Here is a 16,112-nt window from a genome sequence, read left to right as displayed (position 1 = left end):
ACTCACCCCGCCTCCGGGGCAACTCTTCCAGCCTACCAGACCCGATCCCCACCCCGCAAATCCGTGGATCTGCACAGTAAGGAAGTCCGGCAACCCCAACCCACCCAGCCGAAACACAACAGGTCTCGAACCAGAAGATCAGGGGCGGTCAGCTCGAACCCGGTCTCCACTCCCCGAACCAAACCCTCACCGGGCCCTCCGGGGCGGCGCCGTGGCGCGCTGACTGGGAATAAGTTACGCAGATGAGTCGGCAACGTCAAATCGCCTGGTCACGGCGGGTGCATCGGGACGAAATCCCAGGTCGTCGAGCGCCCTTGACGATGCTGCCCGGAAAATTTCCGCGAAAATTCTTCCGAACCTGCCGCGGAGGTGGCTCGGAACAGGTAAAAGCGCAGGTCGTCGCTCGAAGTGTTGTCGACGAGGCCGCCCAGCCTCGAGGACGGGAGCAGTCTCTCCCCTGACTCAGAGCCATGCCCCTCCCCGCTGGGACCGGCCTGCCGTTCCGGCTGTGTGGGGATGCCGCGGATCGGGGAGCTGGGTACTGATCCCGCGCCTCGAGCCCCGGACCGATCGGGGCGAGATGTACCCACCCTCGATCCCGCCGACTCCCTCGCCTCGACGCGTGGGGCCGGCGCTTCGAAAGACCTTCATGCGATCGGCCTTCGCACGAGGTGTCGGCACTCCCCTGCCGCGACCGACTGCGCCGGCGGCGTACTCCGTACGTTCGCGCCGGCGACCCGGACGATGGGCATCGCAACCCCATCCATGCCGGGTTCGCCTCCGGGCGCGGTCGGGGCACAGCCCTCGGGGCACGCGCCACAGTCGTGGCATCGACGCGAAAAAGCGAGAACCCCCGCCCGGACATCCCGGGCGGGGGTTCTCGTAGTGGTAGCGGGGACAGGATTTGAACCTGCGACCTCTGGGTTATGAGCCCAGCGAGCTACCGAGCTGCTCCACCCCGCGTTGGTGAACACCACGTTACACAGCGGTTCGTCGGCTATGCAAATCGCGGGACCGATCGCAGCTGGCCTGCAGAGATAGACGTGACAGCAGTCACTCGCACTCGATAAAGCGCAGGTCACGGCTCGGGGCCAGGATGAGCACTCATGCCCACCCGCGGTCGTCGAGGTTGGTGATCTGCGTCACAGACGGGCGTACACTCGGGTCACCCGAACCGGGCCGACCCAACAACCGAGGAGGGAACCATGGCCATCCGTCACTTCCACCACGAAAGTCACGGCAACCACCCGATGAGCTTCGTCGGGTTCGTGCTCACCCTCGCCGGATTCCTGGCGGCCGCGCTGTGGCTGGTCCACATGGCGGCGGGCAACTCCGGGTACGCCGCGATCTCCGCCGCGGTGATGGTCGTCGCCTTCGCAGGCGCAGTGGCCATCTTCTACACGATCGGACACCGCTATCACCACAGCCCTGTCCTTCCTGACAACACCCCCGCCGAAACCGAGCGTTACCTGCGCAAGTACCGCAGGCGTCACTGATCGGATCGATCCAGGAAGGGGAAGAGAAAGACGAAGCCGGCCGATGCACCCCGTAGGTGCATCGGCCGGCTTCGTCGTGCGGGCTAGTTCTGGCCGGGCAGCGACTCGTACTCGGTCACTGCCTCGTTCAGCCGATCGAGCGCTGCGCCGTACCCCGCGAAATCGCCCTTGGTCTGGGCGTCGCGCAGGGCCTTGATCGCGTCGTCGATCGCCTTCACCGCGGCGTCACGCTCGGGCGACGAACCGCCACCCTGCGGCGGGGCCGGGCGCTGCGGTGGCGTCGCACCACCCTGTTCCTCCGGCTGTTCCGGCTGCTCCTGCTCCTGCCGCTCACCCGGCGGCGTGGCGAAGTCCGGATTGATGCCGACCTGACGCAGGGCCTCCTCCACCGTGGCGGCGTAACCGATCGGTGCGGTTCCATCGTCGGTGGACTCGTATCGGGTGATCACCCGGTACAGCCGCGGGAACGCCTCCTGGCCCTGGGCCTGGGCGTACACCGGCAGGACGTAGAGGATGCCGTTGTCACCCACCGGCAGCGTGAGCAGGTTGCCGTAGATCACGGTGGCCCGACCCTCGAGCGGCTTGAGGGTGTCGGCGACCTTGTTGTCGGTCGTCATCGGGTTGAACGCCTGCTTGGGGCCGGCCGTCTGGTTGTTGGCGGGCAGCTCCTTGACGGTGATCTGTCCGTAGTCGTCCGGGTCCGACGACACCGTCACGTACGCGCCGAGGATGGGACGGTTCAGACGGGTCAGCACCGAGGTCAGCTGGAACGACGACTTCTTCGACTCCGGGTTCGCGGCGACGAAGTAGTAGGGCGGCTGATCGAGGCCACGTCGTTCGGCATCCGGGCTGGTCGGATCGGAGGGCACCGACCAGAAGTCGTTCGCCTGGAAGAACGTGCTCGGCGATTCGACGTGGTAGCGGGTCAGCAGCGACCGCTGGATCTTGAACAGATCCTCCGGGTACCGCGCGTGCTCGCGCAGCGAGATGTTCTTGTCGTACTCGGCGCGCGGGGCGACCGTGCCCGGGAACGCCTTCATCCAGGTCTTGAGAACCGGGTCCTCGTCGTCGACCTGATAGAGGGTCACCTCACCGGTGTAGGCGTCCACCGTTGCCTTCACCGAATTGCGCACGTAGGAGACGGTCTTGTTGACCTGGCTCCGCCCGGTCTGCCCGGGGTTGAGATCCTGCGCATCGGCGGTCGCGCTCTGCAAAGACATCGGCTGCGAGTACGGGTAGTTGTCCAGCGTCGTGTAGCCGTCGACGATCCACTTGATCGATCCGTCGTCCATCACCGCCGGGTAGGCCTTGGACTCGACGGTCAGCCACGGTGCGACCTTCTTGACCCGGTCCCGGGGATCGCGGTTGTAGATGATCTTCGAGTCCGACGTGATCTCGCTGGAGAGCAGGAAGTTCCGCTCGGCGTACTTGGCCGCGTACAGGACCCGGTTGAACCAGTTGCCCAGCGGCACGCCGGCAGGGCCCTGGTAGGTGTACTTGGCATCGCCGAGATCCGCCTCGCGCGGGGTCGCCCCGCCAACGATGGCGTAGTCGGGATCGATCTTGGCCAGCAGCTCGCCGAAGTAGATGCGCGGCTGGGTCACCTTGATCGGCGCGTCGCGCTTGTACGACTCGGTCTGGTAGTTCGTGGTGTCGCTGACGAAGTACAGCGGGTCACCGCCGCCGCTGAGGTCGCTGCCGGTGACCGCCTCGCGCACCCGGTTGGCCGGCGCGGCGATGAAGCCGTCGCCGTGCGTGTACACGAGGTGCTTGTTCAGCCAGTTCTGCTGGTTCTCCAGGTAACGGCTCGGGTCGAGCTCGCGGACCGTCACCACGAAGTCCCGGATCTGACCGTCGATCTTGTACCGGTCGACCGCGAGCTGGGTCGGGAATCCGTAGAAGTTCTGGCGCTGCTGCTGCTGGATGAAGGTCGGCGAGACGACGTTCGGGTCCAGGATGCGGATGTTGGACAGCGTCGGGGTGTCGGCGTCGACGGTCGCGGGATTCGCCGGCTCGGCCGTCCAGTTCTTCTGGGTGATCACCTTGTCCGGCCCGATGCCATACGCCTCCCGGGTGGAGTTGATCGCCCGTTGGATGTACTCGGACTCCTTCTGCGCGGCGTTCGGCTTGACCGAGAACTGCTCCATGGTGAGCGGCCAGCCCACTCCGATCAACAGCGCCGAGAAGAGCATCAGCACCGTTGCGAGGGCGGGGATGCGCAGGTCGCGCAGCACGATGCCGGCGAAGAACGCGATCGCGCAGATGATGGCGATCGCCATCAGGATGAGCTTGGACGGGAGCACCGCGTTGAGGTCGGTGTAGCTCGCGCCGGGGAAGATCTCCGCCTTGCGCTGGCTGGAGAGCAGGTTGTACCGGTCGAACCAGTAGGCCACGGCCTTGAGGAGGACGAAGGTTCCGGCCAGCACCGACAACTGCACGCGGGCCGCGGTCGTCACCGATCCGCCGCCCTGCCCGAAGCGGATGCCGCCGAACAGGTAGTGCGTCACCAGGTTCGCGAGGAACGCCACCACGATGATCACGAACAGCAGGTTCAGCACGAACCGGTAGAACGGCAGGTCGAAGGCGTAGAAGCCGAGGTCGAGTCCGAACTGTGGGTCCTTGCGGCCGAAGTCGGTCCCGTGCAGGAACATCTGCACCGTCGCCCACGAGCCCTGCGCGACCAGGCCGGCGAGCACGCCGATGATCAGCGCGGGAGCCACGGCGAACCAGCGGACCTTCGCCATGATCGCGGTCCGGTAGCGGGCCAGCGGATCGTTGGGACCCGAGGTCGGCACGAACACCGGCCGCGACCGATAGGCCAGGGCGAGCGCGCCGAAGATGATCAGCCCGACCAGGATCGTCGTGATCAGGAACAGGATCAGTCGCGTCCACAGCACGGTGCTGAAGACGTTCGAGTACCCCACGTCGCGGAACCAGAGCCAGTCGGTCGCGAGACCGACGATTCGTGGTCCGACGAGCAGGAGGACCAGGACGGCGACCCCGATGCCGATGACGATCTTGCTCCTGCGTGACAGTGTCGGCATTCCCGCCGGCCCTCGTACGCCCACCAGACCCACTCTCCAAAGCTCTCAATTCGGACAACGCCCGGCGAGACGTGCTGGGCCGGGCGTGGTGACCACCACTGTACTGGCACCGCCCGTGCGGGGACCCCACTCGGGCGTCGGGCCAACGAACGGGGACCGGCCCGGGTTCCGGACGGCCACGTGCCGGCGCTGTCGGGTTGGTGTCGTGGGCACAGTCGGGGTTGTCGTCGTGGGACACGGCCGGGCGAGGCAAGATGAGCGGGTGCCTGCCGACTCGACGACTCCCGGACCCACGCCGACAGCCCCCTGGTCGACCGAGGACCTGGGTACCGCATTGAGCGAGATCCTCGACCACGTCGACGACTCCGGATGGGGTCAGGCGGCCTCGGTGTACGCCCTGGTCCCGACCTCCGTGATCGCCGAGCAGACGCCCCACCTCGTCGACGACTCGCCGTCCGTGTTCACCCCGGTCGAGCAGGAGTGCCCCGACCTCGACGAGTTCCTGGCCTCGGCCGTCTGGCCCGATGCGGTCGCCGGCGCCGCGGTGGCCCTGGAGATCGTGGTCGCCGAACCGGGGCCCGACGACGACGGCACCCCGCGCCACGTGCCCCCAGGCGCGCCAGGTCCCTCGACGGACGGGCAACAGGCGCGGCTCGTCGTCGGAGTGCTGCGCAACGGCCGGGACCTGGCACTGATGCGGCTGCGCCGGCAGGAGGGCGACGAACCCGAGACGCTCACCCACCCGAAGCTCGCGACGGAGTTGCGGGAGGCCCTGGCCGGGACCTTCGAGCCGGACGAGCCCGGGACCTGATGGAGCGGACCCGGCGGGGTCCGGTTCAGCAGGTCGGCGCCGGCTTGCCCGCGCCGATCGCGTCGAGCGCGTCGACCGCGCCGTCGAGGCTCTCGACCTTGACCAGTTCCAGACCGTCCGGCCGTTCGGAGACGGCCTCCGCGCAATTGCGCGCGGGCACCAGGAACACCTTCGCCCCGGCATCTCGGGCCGCACGGGTCTTGTGGGTGATCCCGCCGATGGGACCGACCTCGCCGTCCGGGTCGATGGTCCCGGTCCCGGCGACGAACTCCCCGTGGGTCAGCGCCCCGGGGGTCAGCTGGTCGATGACCGCCAGCGCCAGCATCATGCCCGCCGACGGGCCGCCGATGTCGCCGACGGTGTAGGTGACCTTCAGGCTCGGGTCGGCGTTGACGACGTGGGCGGTCACCCCGAGGAAGCCGTTCTCCTCGTCGGCCGGGTGCTGTGCCACCGTGACCGTGACCGTCTGCGGGGCGCCCTGGCGGACGATCTCGATCGGCACCTCGGTGCCCGGCGCCTTCTTCGACACGACCTCACGCATCTGCTTGACCGTCTCGACCTCGACCCCGGCGATTCTCACGACCTCGTCGCCGACCTGCAGGACGCCCTTGGCCGGCCCGTCGGGTTCGACACCGGCGACGCGCAGCGCGGTGGGGCGGTCCAGGTAGCGCAGGGCGGCGGCGGTGGCGTTCTCCTCCGAGCCCACCATCTGGGCGGTGTTCTCCTGCCGGACCTCCTCGGTGGTCCGGTCCGGCGGGTAGACCTCGTCGCGCGGGGTGACCGAGTACGTGCCCGACATCCACTTGCCGAGGGCGCTGAACAGGGTCAGTCCGTCGTGGACGGAGACGGTGGTCAGGTCGAGGTGACCGTCGGCCGGTTCGGTCGGCACCCCGTCGATCTGCACGACCCTGCGTTCGACGACCTCGCCGTCGTCCTCGACCTTCGCGGTGCCGAGGGTGTTCAGCGTCGGCCCGGGGCCGAGCGCCACGTACGGCACCCGCACCTGATTGCCCACCACGAGCAGAGCCAGCAACACGAACACGCTGACGGCGACGGTCGCGATCCTTCTGAGACGGGGGCTCGAACTCATTCCGCCCACGATAATGCCCCCAGCAGTGACGATGACGCGGGCACCGCCAGCGCGGACCCGGGCGCAGGACGCCGCCGCCCCGGAACGTCGCGAACCACGTGCCGGACTACGCGCACGGCGAACATCCACGACCCGTCGCGGCCCCCACCGGGCGGTACGGTGGACACATGAGTGATCTGCCCTTCGGCTTCTCGTCGTCCGGTGACGACGACGACCGCGAGAAGAACAGCGGCGACCGCGACAAGCCGGGCGACGCCGCCGGCGGCAACCCCTTCGGTGGCGCCAACCCGTTCGGATTCGCGATGGGCGGACAGGGACTGGGCGATTTCGATCCGTCGAACTTCGATCCGAACATGCTCGGCCAGATGTTCAGCCAGCTCGGCAACATGCTCAGCGGCATGGGCGCGGGTCTGGCCGGCGGCGGTTCCGGACCCGTGAACTATCAGGTCGCCGTGAATCTCGCGCGCCAGCAGATCGGTTCGTTCACGCCCGTCCTGGAGAAGGAGATCTCCGCCTCGGCCGACGCGGTGCGCCTGGCCGACGTGTGGCTCGACGACGCGACCATCTTCCCCACCGGCGTCACGCAGACCGTCGCATGGACGCCCGTGCAGTGGCTCGAGGAATCCCTCGACACCTGGAAGGTCCTCTGCAACCCCATCGCCGAGCAGCTCGCCCGCACCTGGCAGGACAACCTGCCGGCCGAGGCGGCGCAGTTCGCCGGGCCGATGCTCGGCATGCTCACGCAGATGAGCGGCATGGCCTTCGGCACCCAGCTCGGACAGGGCCTGGGCCAGCTGGCCAAGGAGGTGCTGACCTCCACCGACATCGGCCTGCCGCTGGCCCCCGAGGGGATCGCGGTGCTGCTGCCGGAGGCCATCGCGAAGTTCGCCGAGGGTCTCGGACTGCCCCCGCAGGAGATCATCGTCTTCATCGCCGCCCGCGAGGCCGCGCACGTGCGGCTGTTCGCCCATGTGGGCTGGCTGCGCCAGCGCCTCCTCGCCACGGTCGAGGAGTACGCCCGCGGGATCAGCATCGACTTCAGCGGGATCAACGAGGTCACGAGCAACATCGACCCGACCGAACTCCTGTCCGACCCGTCCAAGCTGGAGGAGCTCATCAGCTCGTCCACCTCGTTCGAACCGACGACGACGCCCGAGCAGAAGGCCGCCCTCGAGCGGCTCGAGACGCTTCTCGCGCTCATCGAGGGCTGGGTGGAGCAGGTCGTCACCCTCGCACTGGGCGACCGGATCCCGAGCACCGCCGCACTGACCGAGTCGATGCGCCGGCGTCGCGCATCCGGCGGCCCCGCCGAACAGACCTTCGCCACCCTGATCGGCCTAGAACTGCGCCCGCGAAAGGTGCGCGAGGCGTCGGAGCTGTGGCGCAAGGTCCTCGAGGCCACCGACCTGTCCACCCGCGACGGCGTCTGGGAGCACCCGGACCTGCTCCCCGACTCCGCCGACCTCGACAATCCCGCGGGCTTCGTCGACCGATTGCTGACCTCCGACTCCGATCTCGACAACGCGATCGCGGAGCTCGAGAAGTCCCTCGCCGAGCAGGACGATCCCGATACCGGTGACGGTTCGGGCGGGCCGGGGCCCGACGGCGACTCCTGAGCCGGCCGTCTCCACAGATCTCACGTCGCGCGCCATGTTGTGGATAACCCGGCTCGCCCGGGTCGGCGGCCGGATTTCGCTGGCAGAGTTGCGCCATGTCCATCACGGTTCCGCTCATCCGGCCGGGGACCCCGATCCTGGTGCGCCCGGGCAACCGCGTCCACGTCGGGATAGACCCGGCCGGCAGCGTGATCATCGAGCTCGACGCCGCGATATCGGCCCACTCGGTCGCCGCGATGCTGCGCCGGCTGGAACAGCCGTGCACCCCGGAGGCGCTGCTGCGCCGGGCCTCGGCCGCGGGCCTCGCACGCGAGGAGATCACCGAACTCCTCGACGGACTGTCCGCGGCGGGCCGAACCCTTCCGGCGCCCGCCGACAAGCCCTCGGGCGCACCGAGATCCGACGAGTTCCGCATTCAGATCCATGGTCAGGGCCCGCTGGCGGACATGTTGAGTGCGTCGCTGCGTCAGCAAGGACTGTCGGTGCACCGCACGATGCGTCGCCGTGCGGACGGCTCCCTGGACACCGTCGACACCGAGCTGGTGATCCTGAGCGACTTCCTCGTCCACGATCCGCGAGTGGTGTTCGCGCTGACGCGGGCGCGTATCCCCCACCTGCTCGTGCGGGTGCGCGACGGCGTGGGAATCGTCGGCCCGCTCGTCCTGCCCGGGCTGTCGAGCTGTCTGATGTGCGCCGACCACCATCGGTCCGACCTCGATCCGGAGTGGCCGGCGATGGCCGTCCAGCTCATCCGCGTGCCGGGCGACACCGATCCGGCGATCGTGGGTCCCACGGCGGCCATCGCCCACGGGCAGATCATCCGGCTGGTGGGCGCACTGCGTTCACCTGCGGCGCAATCGGCCGCGCTCGACGAGCCGGAGCTGTTGAATCGGGTCGTGGAGTTCCGGAACGATCCGGTCCGGACGCGCAGCCGCCGGTGGTCACCGCACCCCGACTGCGATTGTCGTCCGATGGGAGACGATCGGGGCAAGTCGTCTAAAGTATGACGCGGAAAGGATGCTATGACCGACATCACTCGGGGGCAGGGTCGTCGCAACGCTAAGTTGGCTTCTCTCCCTCTCGGTATGGCCGGACGTGCGGCGGCGGGCCTCGGCAAGCGCATGGTCGGCAAGGACAAGGACGAGGTCAACCAGGAGCTGCTCGAGAAGACCGCGGAGCAGTTGTTCGCGGTGCTCGGCGAGCTCAAGGGCGGCGCCATGAAGGTCGGCCAGGCGCTGTCGATCATGGAGGCGGCGATCCCCGACGAGTTCGGCGAGCCGTTCCGCGACGCACTGACCAAGCTGCAGGCGGAGGCCCCGCCGATGCCCGCGGACAAGGTCCACAAGGTCCTCGACCAGCAACTCGGCACGCGGTGGCGTGAGCGGTTCCGGGAGTTCTCCGACGAGCCGGCCGCGTCGGCGTCGATCGGTCAGGTCCACAAGGGCATCTGGTCCGACGGCCGCGAGGTCGCGGTGAAGGTGCAGTATCCGGGCGCCGACCACGCACTGAAGGCCGACCTCAAGACGCTCTCGCGGATGTCGGGACTGCTCCAGAAGCTGTCGCCCGGCACCGACGTCAAGGCGATGATGGACGAGCTCATCGACCGGACCGAGGCCGAGCTCGACTACCTCGGCGAGGCCGAGAACCAGCGGGCCTTCGCCAAGGCCTACGACGGCAGCCCGGACTTCCTCGTGCCGAAGGTCATCGCGAGCGCCCCCAAGGTCGTGGTCTCCGAGTGGGTCAACGGCATTCCGCTGTCGCGGATCATCCGCGAGGGCGATCAGGAGACCCGCAACGACGCCGCGGCGAAGATGGCCGAGTTCGAGGTCAGTTCGCCGTACCGCGTCGGCCTCCTGCACGGCGATCCCCACCCGGGCAATTTCTTCCTCGCCGACGACGGTCGCTTCGGCATCCTCGACTTCGGTGCCGTCGGCCACTACCCCGGCGGCCTGCCCCCGGAGACCGGACCGATCCTGCGGCTCGCCCGCGACCGCAAGTACGACGAGCTCCGCGAGCTGATGGTGGAGACGGACTTCATCCGCGCCTCGCACGCGCACAAGGTGACCGCCGCCGACCTCGAGGCCTACATGCGTCCGTACGTGGACCCGCTGTACTCGGAGTCGTTCCACTTCACCCGCAAGTGGATGCAGTATGCGGCCGGCAAGGCCACTGATCTCAAGGGCGAGGTCTACAAGACCTCACGAAACCTGAACGTGCCCAAGCGGTTCGTGATGGTCTTCCGCGTGCTCGGCGGCTGCGTCGGGATCGCCTCCCAGCTCGAGGCACACGCTCCGTACCGCGCGATCATGGAGAAGTGGGTGCCGGGCCTGGCCGACGAGTGACGGGATGGGCGCGCGCCCGCGCCGCCCCGCGACCACACAGACGACGACACCGGCGTCGTGAGCGTTCTGCTCACGACGCCGGTGTCGTGTGTCAGGCGACATTCTTGCGCGGACGACCACGCGGTCGCTTGCGGGCGATCACGACGCCGCGCTCGAAGATCTCGCCGCCCCAGACGCCCCAGGGTTCGGCTCGGTCCAGCGCTGCCTGCAGGCACTGGGTCTTGAGCGGGCACTCGGCGCACAGGGCCTTGGCACGCTCGAGATCACGCGGGTCGTCGGCGAACCACAGGTCGGCGTCGGTGACCTGGCACGGCAGGTCGATCCGTGCGGTCACTGCGCGGTCAGCCGAGATACAGGACTCGAGGACGCATTCGACGGTCATGGGTTTCTCCACATCTGCTCGTTGTCGGGTTTGTCGACCCGTGAACCTCGATGTGGCTGTCGTTCCGAATCCCCTTGTCAGGGGCCAGAGTTCGGATGACAGAAAGAGGGCCACGGGTTCGCCTCTGCGATTCGCCCGTGGCCCGGATATCTCGGAGGATCAGCTCCGGAGAATCGGTGTCGGTACGGGGAACCCATGCGGCGCGGGGGCTGCGGCTTCTGCTGCCGGCGGCGCGACGAGCGCTACCTGCGCTGCTGCCGGATGCGCTGTCGCGAGATGCTGTGCCGATGCGGCGGCGCGACGCGCCACGGCGGGCGCGGCCGCGACCAGGGCTCGCGAAGCCGGACGTGCACAGACAGCCGGGATCCAGGAGCGGGTGCGACGGGTGCGCGAGACGGCGGCGAACGCCGGGATCGGCTTGGCCGCAGGCACGGCGATGACGGCCTGGTTCACGGTGGTTCCGTTCACTGATCCGCTCCTTTCTTCTTCTCGGCGCTGGTGCTCTGGGTCGGCCTCGACTCGAGCGATGGGTTCCGTCGGGACACAGGCGTTCTCCACCCGTGTGCTGACTGGTGACCAGGGTAGACCGTGCGCAAAGAGCCGCACAACCTATTTTTGACCTGCGGTTTTGATGATCTCGAGCAATTCCTCGCCGTACTCGTCGAGCTTCGACGCCCCGATCCCCGGGATCGACACCAGCCCCGCGGTGTCCGTCGGCCGTTGCTCGGCGACGGCGGTGAGGGTCTTGTCGGAGAACACGACGAACGCCGGGACCTTCTTCTCCTGGGCGCGCTCGCGGCGCCATTCCTTCAGGGCGACGAGGAGGTCCTCGTCGAGGTCCGATGGGCACGACGAGCATCGGCCGAGCAGTGTCGCGGTGGAGCCGGTGAGCCGCGCTCCGCAGACCCGGCACGACGGCCCCTTGCGCGGGGTCCGCTCCTTCGCGATCTTCGACGCCGGGGAGTCGTCGGGCACGAGGTCGTTGAGGAAACGCGACCGGCGGCGGGCGCGGCCTCCCTCGTTGCGGGCCAGCGCCCACGACAGGTGGAGGTGCTCCCGGGCGCGGGTCACGCCCACGTAGAAGAGTCGGCGCTCCTCCTCGATGTCCTCCCACGAGCCCTTGATGGCCTGGCTGATCGGCAGCGAGCCGTCGGTGAGCCCGACGAGGAACACCGCGTCCCACTCGAGGCCCTTGGCCGCGTGCAACGACGACAACGTGACGCCCTGGACGGTCGGCGGGTGGCGGGCCTCGGCGCGGGCCGACAGCTCCGCCGACAGATCCGGCAGGGTCAGCTCCGGGTTCTCGGCGATCATGTCCTCGGTCAGCTGCAGCAGCGCCTTCAGGGACTCCCAGCGGGCACGCGCCTGGGCGCCGGACGGCTCCTCGGCAGACAGTCCGAGCTCCCCGAGCACCGACCGCACGACGTCGAGGGTCCCGACGCCGGGGCGAACCTCGCGCCCGGCGACGGACGCGAGTTGGCGCATCGCCTGACGGACCTCGGTGCGCGCGAAGAACGCCTCGCCCCCGCGGACCTGGTAGGGGATCCCCGCCTCGGTCAGCGCCTGCTCGTAGTTCTCCGACTGGGCGTTGACGCGGTACAGGATGGCGATCTCGGAGGGCGCGACCCCCTGCTTGATGAGGTGTTTGATCTCGATCGCGATCGAGGTGGCCGCGGCCGGCTCGTCGTCGTACTCGGCGAACGTCGGCTGGGGCCCCGGGGGCCGCTGCCCGATGAGGCGGAGTCGGGTGCCGGCGATGCGGCCGCGCGCGGCGCCGATGACCCGGTTGGCGAGGTCGACGACCTGCGGGGTGGACCGGTAGTCGCGTTCGAGCCGGACGACCGTGGCGTCGGGGAACCGGCGGGAGAAGTCCAGCAGGTAGCTCGGGGAGGCGCCGGTGAAGCTGTAGATCGTCTGGTTGGCATCGCCGACGACGGTCAGGTCGTCGCGCTCGCCGAGCCAGGCGTCGAGCAGGCCCTGCTGGACCGGCGTCACGTCCTGGTACTCGTCGACGACGAAACACCGGTAGCGCGAACGGAACTCCTCGGCCGCGCCGGGGTCGACGGTGAGGATCTGGGTCATGTAGATGAGCAGGTCGTCGAAGTCGAGGAGCCGGTCGCCCTCGGGCGAGACCTTGGCGTCCTCGTACTGCTCGTACACCGCGGCGACCTTGGGCGGCGGCGCCGGCGACTCCCGCCCGAGGCGGCGGACCGCCTCCACGTAGCTCTCCGGGGCGATCAGCGTGGCCTTGGCCCACTCGATCTCCGAGGACAGGTCGCGCAGGGTGTCGGTCGAGGTGTCGAGGCCGGCCCGGCGCGCGGCGCGCGAGATGAGGGGGAACTTGTTGTCGAGCAGTTCCCACCGCGCATCGCCGAACACGTGCGGCCAGAAGTAGCGGAGCTGCCGCATGGCCGCGGCGTGGAAGGTCTGGGCCGCGACGTTGCCGGTGTGGCCGGCCCCGACGCCGAGGCTGCGCAGGCGGGTCCGCATCTCCCCCGCCGCGCGGGCGGTGAACGTCACTGCGAGAACCTGCCCGGGGTTCACCTGCCCGGTGTCGACGAGGTGGGCGATACGGCGGGTGATGGTGCGGGTCTTGCCGGTTCCGGCCCCGGCCAGGACGCACACGGGTCCGCGGGGCGCGAGGACCGCCGCGGACTGCTCGGGATCGAGCTCGTCGACCGCTCCGGCGTCGCGAGAGCTGATGGGGGTGGTCGGATGGCGCACGGAGTCCACTATGTCACCACCCACCGACGGCGCCCGGCCGCCGACCCGCCCGTGCGTGACAGGCACCACTGTCCTCCGCGGCGTCGACGGGAACAGCCCGCCGCGGCGTGGTGTTATGAGGTTCATGAGCAACGTGATCGACGACGCGGCCGGCACCACCGACTCCGGCGAACTGACCATGTACACCACCACGTGGTGCGGCTACTGCCGCCGTCTCAAGACGGCGCTGAAGGCCAGCGGGATCCCGTGGAAGGAGATCGACATCGAGGCCGATCCCGCCGCCGCGGAGTTCGTGGGCAGCGTCAACGGCGGAAATCACGTCGTGCCGACGGTTCTCTACGCCGACGGCACCACCGCGACCAACCCGTCGATCGCCGACGTCAAGAAGAAGCTCGGCGTCTGAGTCGCCACCTTCTGATCTGCAGACGACGAACCCGGGTCCGGCATCCGCGCCGGCCCGGGTTCTCTCGTGTCGGGGTGCCCATCCCGTGGCTGTCTATCCCGTGTCTGTCTGTCCCGTGGCCGCCCAGGACTCGATGAGGGTGCGCGCGATCGAGATCGACCCGGGCAGCTGCAGTCGCGGGGGCGTCCCGTCCGGAGCGGGGTCGACGCGGGTCCATCCGTCGCGCGAGAGCGCCTCGCGCACCTCGTCGCGGTGGAACCACCGTGCGTCACCGATCTCGCCGTCGAGGAACTGCAGTTCGTCGGCCGGGTCTCCGATGGCGGCGAAGCCGAGCATCAGCGACCGCGGGAACGGCCACGGCTGGCTGCCGAGGTAGCGCGGCTCGCGCACCACGATGCCGACCTCCTCGTGGACCTCGCGGATGACGCACTGCTCCAACGACTCCCCCGGTTCCACAAAGCCGGCCAGGGTCGAGTACCAGCCGTCGGGCCAGATGGCCTGGCGGCCCAGCAGGATCCGGTCGGCACCGTCGTGCACGACGGTGATGATGGCCGGATCGGTGCGCGGGAACTCGTCGCGACCGGAGTCGACGCTGCGACGCACCCAACCGCCGCGCGCCGGCACGGTGACCGAGCCGTCGACCGGCGAATGCCTGGCCGTGTCATGCCAATTCAGGATGCCGAGTGCGGTGACCAGCAGCCCGGCCTCGTCCGCGGTCAGGCGTTCGGCACCCCGGCGGGCGTCGTCGGTGGGACCGTCGACGTGGTCGACGCGGCGGGTCCAGCGGTCGACGCCGTCGACCACGCCCAGGAACACCGCATCGGCCGGCGGGGCGTCGGCGACGGTCGTCGCCTCGACCCAGTGCAGGGCACCCGAATCGCCGACCGGATAGCGGCCGTTGGGATCGACGAGCAGCACCTTCGCCGTCGGCCAGCCGGCGGCCATCCGTTCGGCGTCGTCGCGGATCTCGTCGGCGCGGTCGAATCCCGCGCGCGAGAGCATGGGCAGTTGGAGCAGGTCGAAGTGCACGTCGTTCCCCTGGTGGTCGGTCGGGTGGGCGGTGTCGGGCCGGTCCGGTCGGATGGCGAGCGTCCGCCCGTCAGTCGTCGGACGTGCTCTTGCGGACGTACAGCAGCCGGTCGCCGGCCTCGATCTGTTCGACCTCGGCGTCGTCGACCCGATGGAGCACGCCGTCGCGGACCACGCCGAGCACGATGTCGCGCGTGTGCGCGGGCGATCCGCCCGTCTCGCTGGGATCCACCTCGCGTTCGGCGATGGAGTACCCGATGTCCGGGGTGAGGAGGTCCTCGATCATCTCGACCACCGATGGCGTCATGGTGGCGATGCCCAGCAGGCGGCCCGCCGTCTCCGACGAGACCACCACGGAGTTGGCGCCGGACTGGCGCATGAGGTGGGTGTTCTCCGACTCGCGGATCGACGCCACGATCTTCGCGCGCGGATTGATCTCGCGCGCGGTGAGCGTCGCGAGGACCGCGGTGTCGTCCCGGTTGGGCGCGACGATGATGTTCTTGGCGTGCGCGACGCCTGCGAGGCGCAGGACGTCGGACTTGGTCGCGTCGCCGCGGACCGTGACGAGCCCGTCGGCCGCCGCCGCCTCGAGGACCGCGGGTTCGGAGTCGACGACGACGATCTCCGAGGGCTTGACCCCGTCGCCGCGCATGGCGTCGACCGCGGTACGTCCCTTGGTTCCGTAGCCGATGACCACGGTGTGATTGCGCACGGCATTCCTCCAACGCTGGATCTTGAGCGCCTGCCGGGACCGTTCGGTGAGCACCTCGAGGGTGGTGCCGATCAGCACGATCAGGAACAGCACACGCAGTGGCGTGATGATGACGATGTTGACGAACCGGGCGAACGGGCTGATCGGGGTGATGTCGCCGTAACCCGTGGTCGACAGCGTCACCGCCGAGTAGTAGAGCGAATCGAGATAGGACAGCGGGTTGCCCTGCGCGTCGTGATAGCCGTCGCGGTCGATCCACACGACCACCGAGGTGAAGAACAGCGCCAGGCACGCCCAGAGGACGCGGCGACCGATCGCACGGGCCGGGCTCTGTTCGAGTTCGGGGATCCGGACGACGCCGACCAACGCGTAGTCGGGTTTGCCGGCCAGCTCGTCCCCGGATCCGAACCGGCGGCGCAAGCGGTTACGCATGGTCACATCTGGCGCTTCTGGGGTTCGCTCA

13 protein-coding genes and 1 tRNA gene are annotated in these 16,112 nt (G+C 69.0%); 6 read left to right on the top strand and 8 right to left on the bottom strand.

Going from position 1 to position 16,112, the window contains the following annotated elements:
- Positions 1 to 886 precede the first annotated feature (886 nt).
- Positions 887 to 963, bottom strand: a tRNA-Met gene (locus tag GP2_RS06860).
- Positions 964 to 1,205: 242 nt separating this feature from the next.
- Between GP2_RS06860 and GP2_RS06855 the strand changes: the two genes are divergently transcribed.
- Positions 1,206 to 1,496 carry a hypothetical protein gene (locus GP2_RS06855; RefSeq protein WP_006899758.1) on the top strand — a complete coding sequence of 97 codons (291 nt, stop codon included), beginning with the start codon at positions 1,206 to 1,208 and terminating at the stop codon, positions 1,494 to 1,496.
- Positions 1,497 to 1,579: 83 nt separating this feature from the next.
- On the opposite strand, the gene GP2_RS06850 is transcribed toward GP2_RS06855, so the two are convergent.
- The gene (locus GP2_RS06850; RefSeq protein ID WP_006899757.1) at positions 1,580 to 4,540 is read right to left on the bottom strand and encodes a UPF0182 family protein; all 2,961 of its coding nucleotides are present in this window, start codon (positions 4,538 to 4,540) and stop codon (positions 1,580 to 1,582) included.
- A gap of 262 nt (positions 4,541 to 4,802) precedes the next feature.
- Here GP2_RS06850 and GP2_RS06845 point away from each other — a divergent pair, with 262 nt between their 5' ends.
- Positions 4,803 to 5,351: a PPA1309 family protein gene (locus GP2_RS06845; protein ID WP_006899756.1), complete on the top strand. Its 549-nt coding sequence runs from the start codon at positions 4,803 to 4,805 to the stop codon at positions 5,349 to 5,351.
- A gap of 25 nt (positions 5,352 to 5,376) precedes the next feature.
- Here GP2_RS06845 and GP2_RS06840 read toward each other — a convergent pair whose 3' ends face one another.
- Positions 5,377 to 6,441, bottom strand: a complete 1,065-nt coding sequence (locus GP2_RS06840; protein ID WP_174320702.1) for a YlbL family protein — start codon at positions 6,439 to 6,441, stop codon at positions 5,377 to 5,379.
- 167 nt (positions 6,442 to 6,608) lie between these two features.
- Here GP2_RS06840 and GP2_RS06835 point away from each other — a divergent pair, with 167 nt between their 5' ends.
- The 3 genes from GP2_RS06835 to GP2_RS06825 all read left to right on the top strand — a co-directional run bounded on the left by GP2_RS06835 (position 6,609) and on the right by GP2_RS06825 (position 10,399).
- Positions 6,609 to 8,057 (top strand): zinc-dependent metalloprotease, encoded by a 1,449-nt coding sequence (locus tag GP2_RS06835; protein WP_006899754.1) that lies wholly within the window; start codon positions 6,609 to 6,611, stop codon positions 8,055 to 8,057.
- A gap of 95 nt (positions 8,058 to 8,152) precedes the next feature.
- Entirely contained in the window at positions 8,153 to 9,064 is a 912-nt protein-coding gene (locus GP2_RS06830) for a hypothetical protein (protein WP_006899753.1), read from the top strand.
- A gap of 15 nt (positions 9,065 to 9,079) precedes the next feature.
- Positions 9,080 to 10,399 (top strand): ABC1 kinase family protein, encoded by a 1,320-nt coding sequence (locus tag GP2_RS06825; RefSeq protein WP_006899752.1) that lies wholly within the window; start codon positions 9,080 to 9,082, stop codon positions 10,397 to 10,399.
- A 91-nt stretch (positions 10,400 to 10,490) separates the two neighbouring features.
- Here GP2_RS06825 and GP2_RS06820 read toward each other — a convergent pair whose 3' ends face one another.
- From GP2_RS06820 to GP2_RS06815, 3 genes are all read right to left on the bottom strand, one after another.
- Positions 10,491 to 10,781: a WhiB family transcriptional regulator gene (locus GP2_RS06820; RefSeq protein ID WP_040526567.1), complete on the bottom strand. Its 291-nt coding sequence runs from the start codon at positions 10,779 to 10,781 to the stop codon at positions 10,491 to 10,493.
- A gap of 159 nt (positions 10,782 to 10,940) precedes the next feature.
- Complete coding sequence (locus tag GP2_RS21135) at positions 10,941 to 11,249, bottom strand: hypothetical protein (protein ID WP_006899750.1); 309 nt, start codon at positions 11,247 to 11,249, stop codon at positions 10,941 to 10,943.
- Between the two features lie 141 nt (positions 11,250 to 11,390).
- A complete protein-coding gene (locus GP2_RS06815; protein ID WP_006899749.1) occupies positions 11,391 to 13,514 on the bottom strand; it encodes an ATP-dependent helicase in 2,124 nt (707 codons plus the stop codon).
- A gap of 115 nt (positions 13,515 to 13,629) precedes the next feature.
- Here GP2_RS06815 and GP2_RS06810 point away from each other — a divergent pair, with 115 nt between their 5' ends.
- Positions 13,630 to 13,908: a mycoredoxin gene (locus GP2_RS06810; RefSeq protein ID WP_006899748.1), complete on the top strand. Its 279-nt coding sequence runs from the start codon at positions 13,630 to 13,632 to the stop codon at positions 13,906 to 13,908.
- Positions 13,909 to 14,001: 93 nt separating this feature from the next.
- Here the strand turns inward: GP2_RS06810 and nudC are convergent, their stop codons facing one another.
- Both nudC and GP2_RS06800 read right to left on the bottom strand, forming a co-directional pair.
- Positions 14,002 to 14,910: an NAD(+) diphosphatase gene (gene nudC, locus GP2_RS06805; protein WP_210754405.1), complete on the bottom strand. Its 909-nt coding sequence runs from the start codon at positions 14,908 to 14,910 to the stop codon at positions 14,002 to 14,004.
- 97 nt (positions 14,911 to 15,007) lie between these two features.
- Complete coding sequence (locus GP2_RS06800; RefSeq protein WP_006899746.1) at positions 15,008 to 16,081, bottom strand: potassium channel family protein; 1,074 nt, start codon at positions 16,079 to 16,081, stop codon at positions 15,008 to 15,010.
- Between the last annotated feature and the right edge of the window lie 31 nt (positions 16,082 to 16,112).

The organism is Gordonia paraffinivorans NBRC 108238 (assembly GCF_000344155.1).
GTDB lineage: Bacteria > Actinomycetota > Actinomycetes > Mycobacteriales > Mycobacteriaceae > Gordonia > Gordonia paraffinivorans.
The sequence above is the reverse complement of the archived record's forward strand: the minus strand, read 5'-3'. Positions and strand labels throughout refer to the sequence as shown.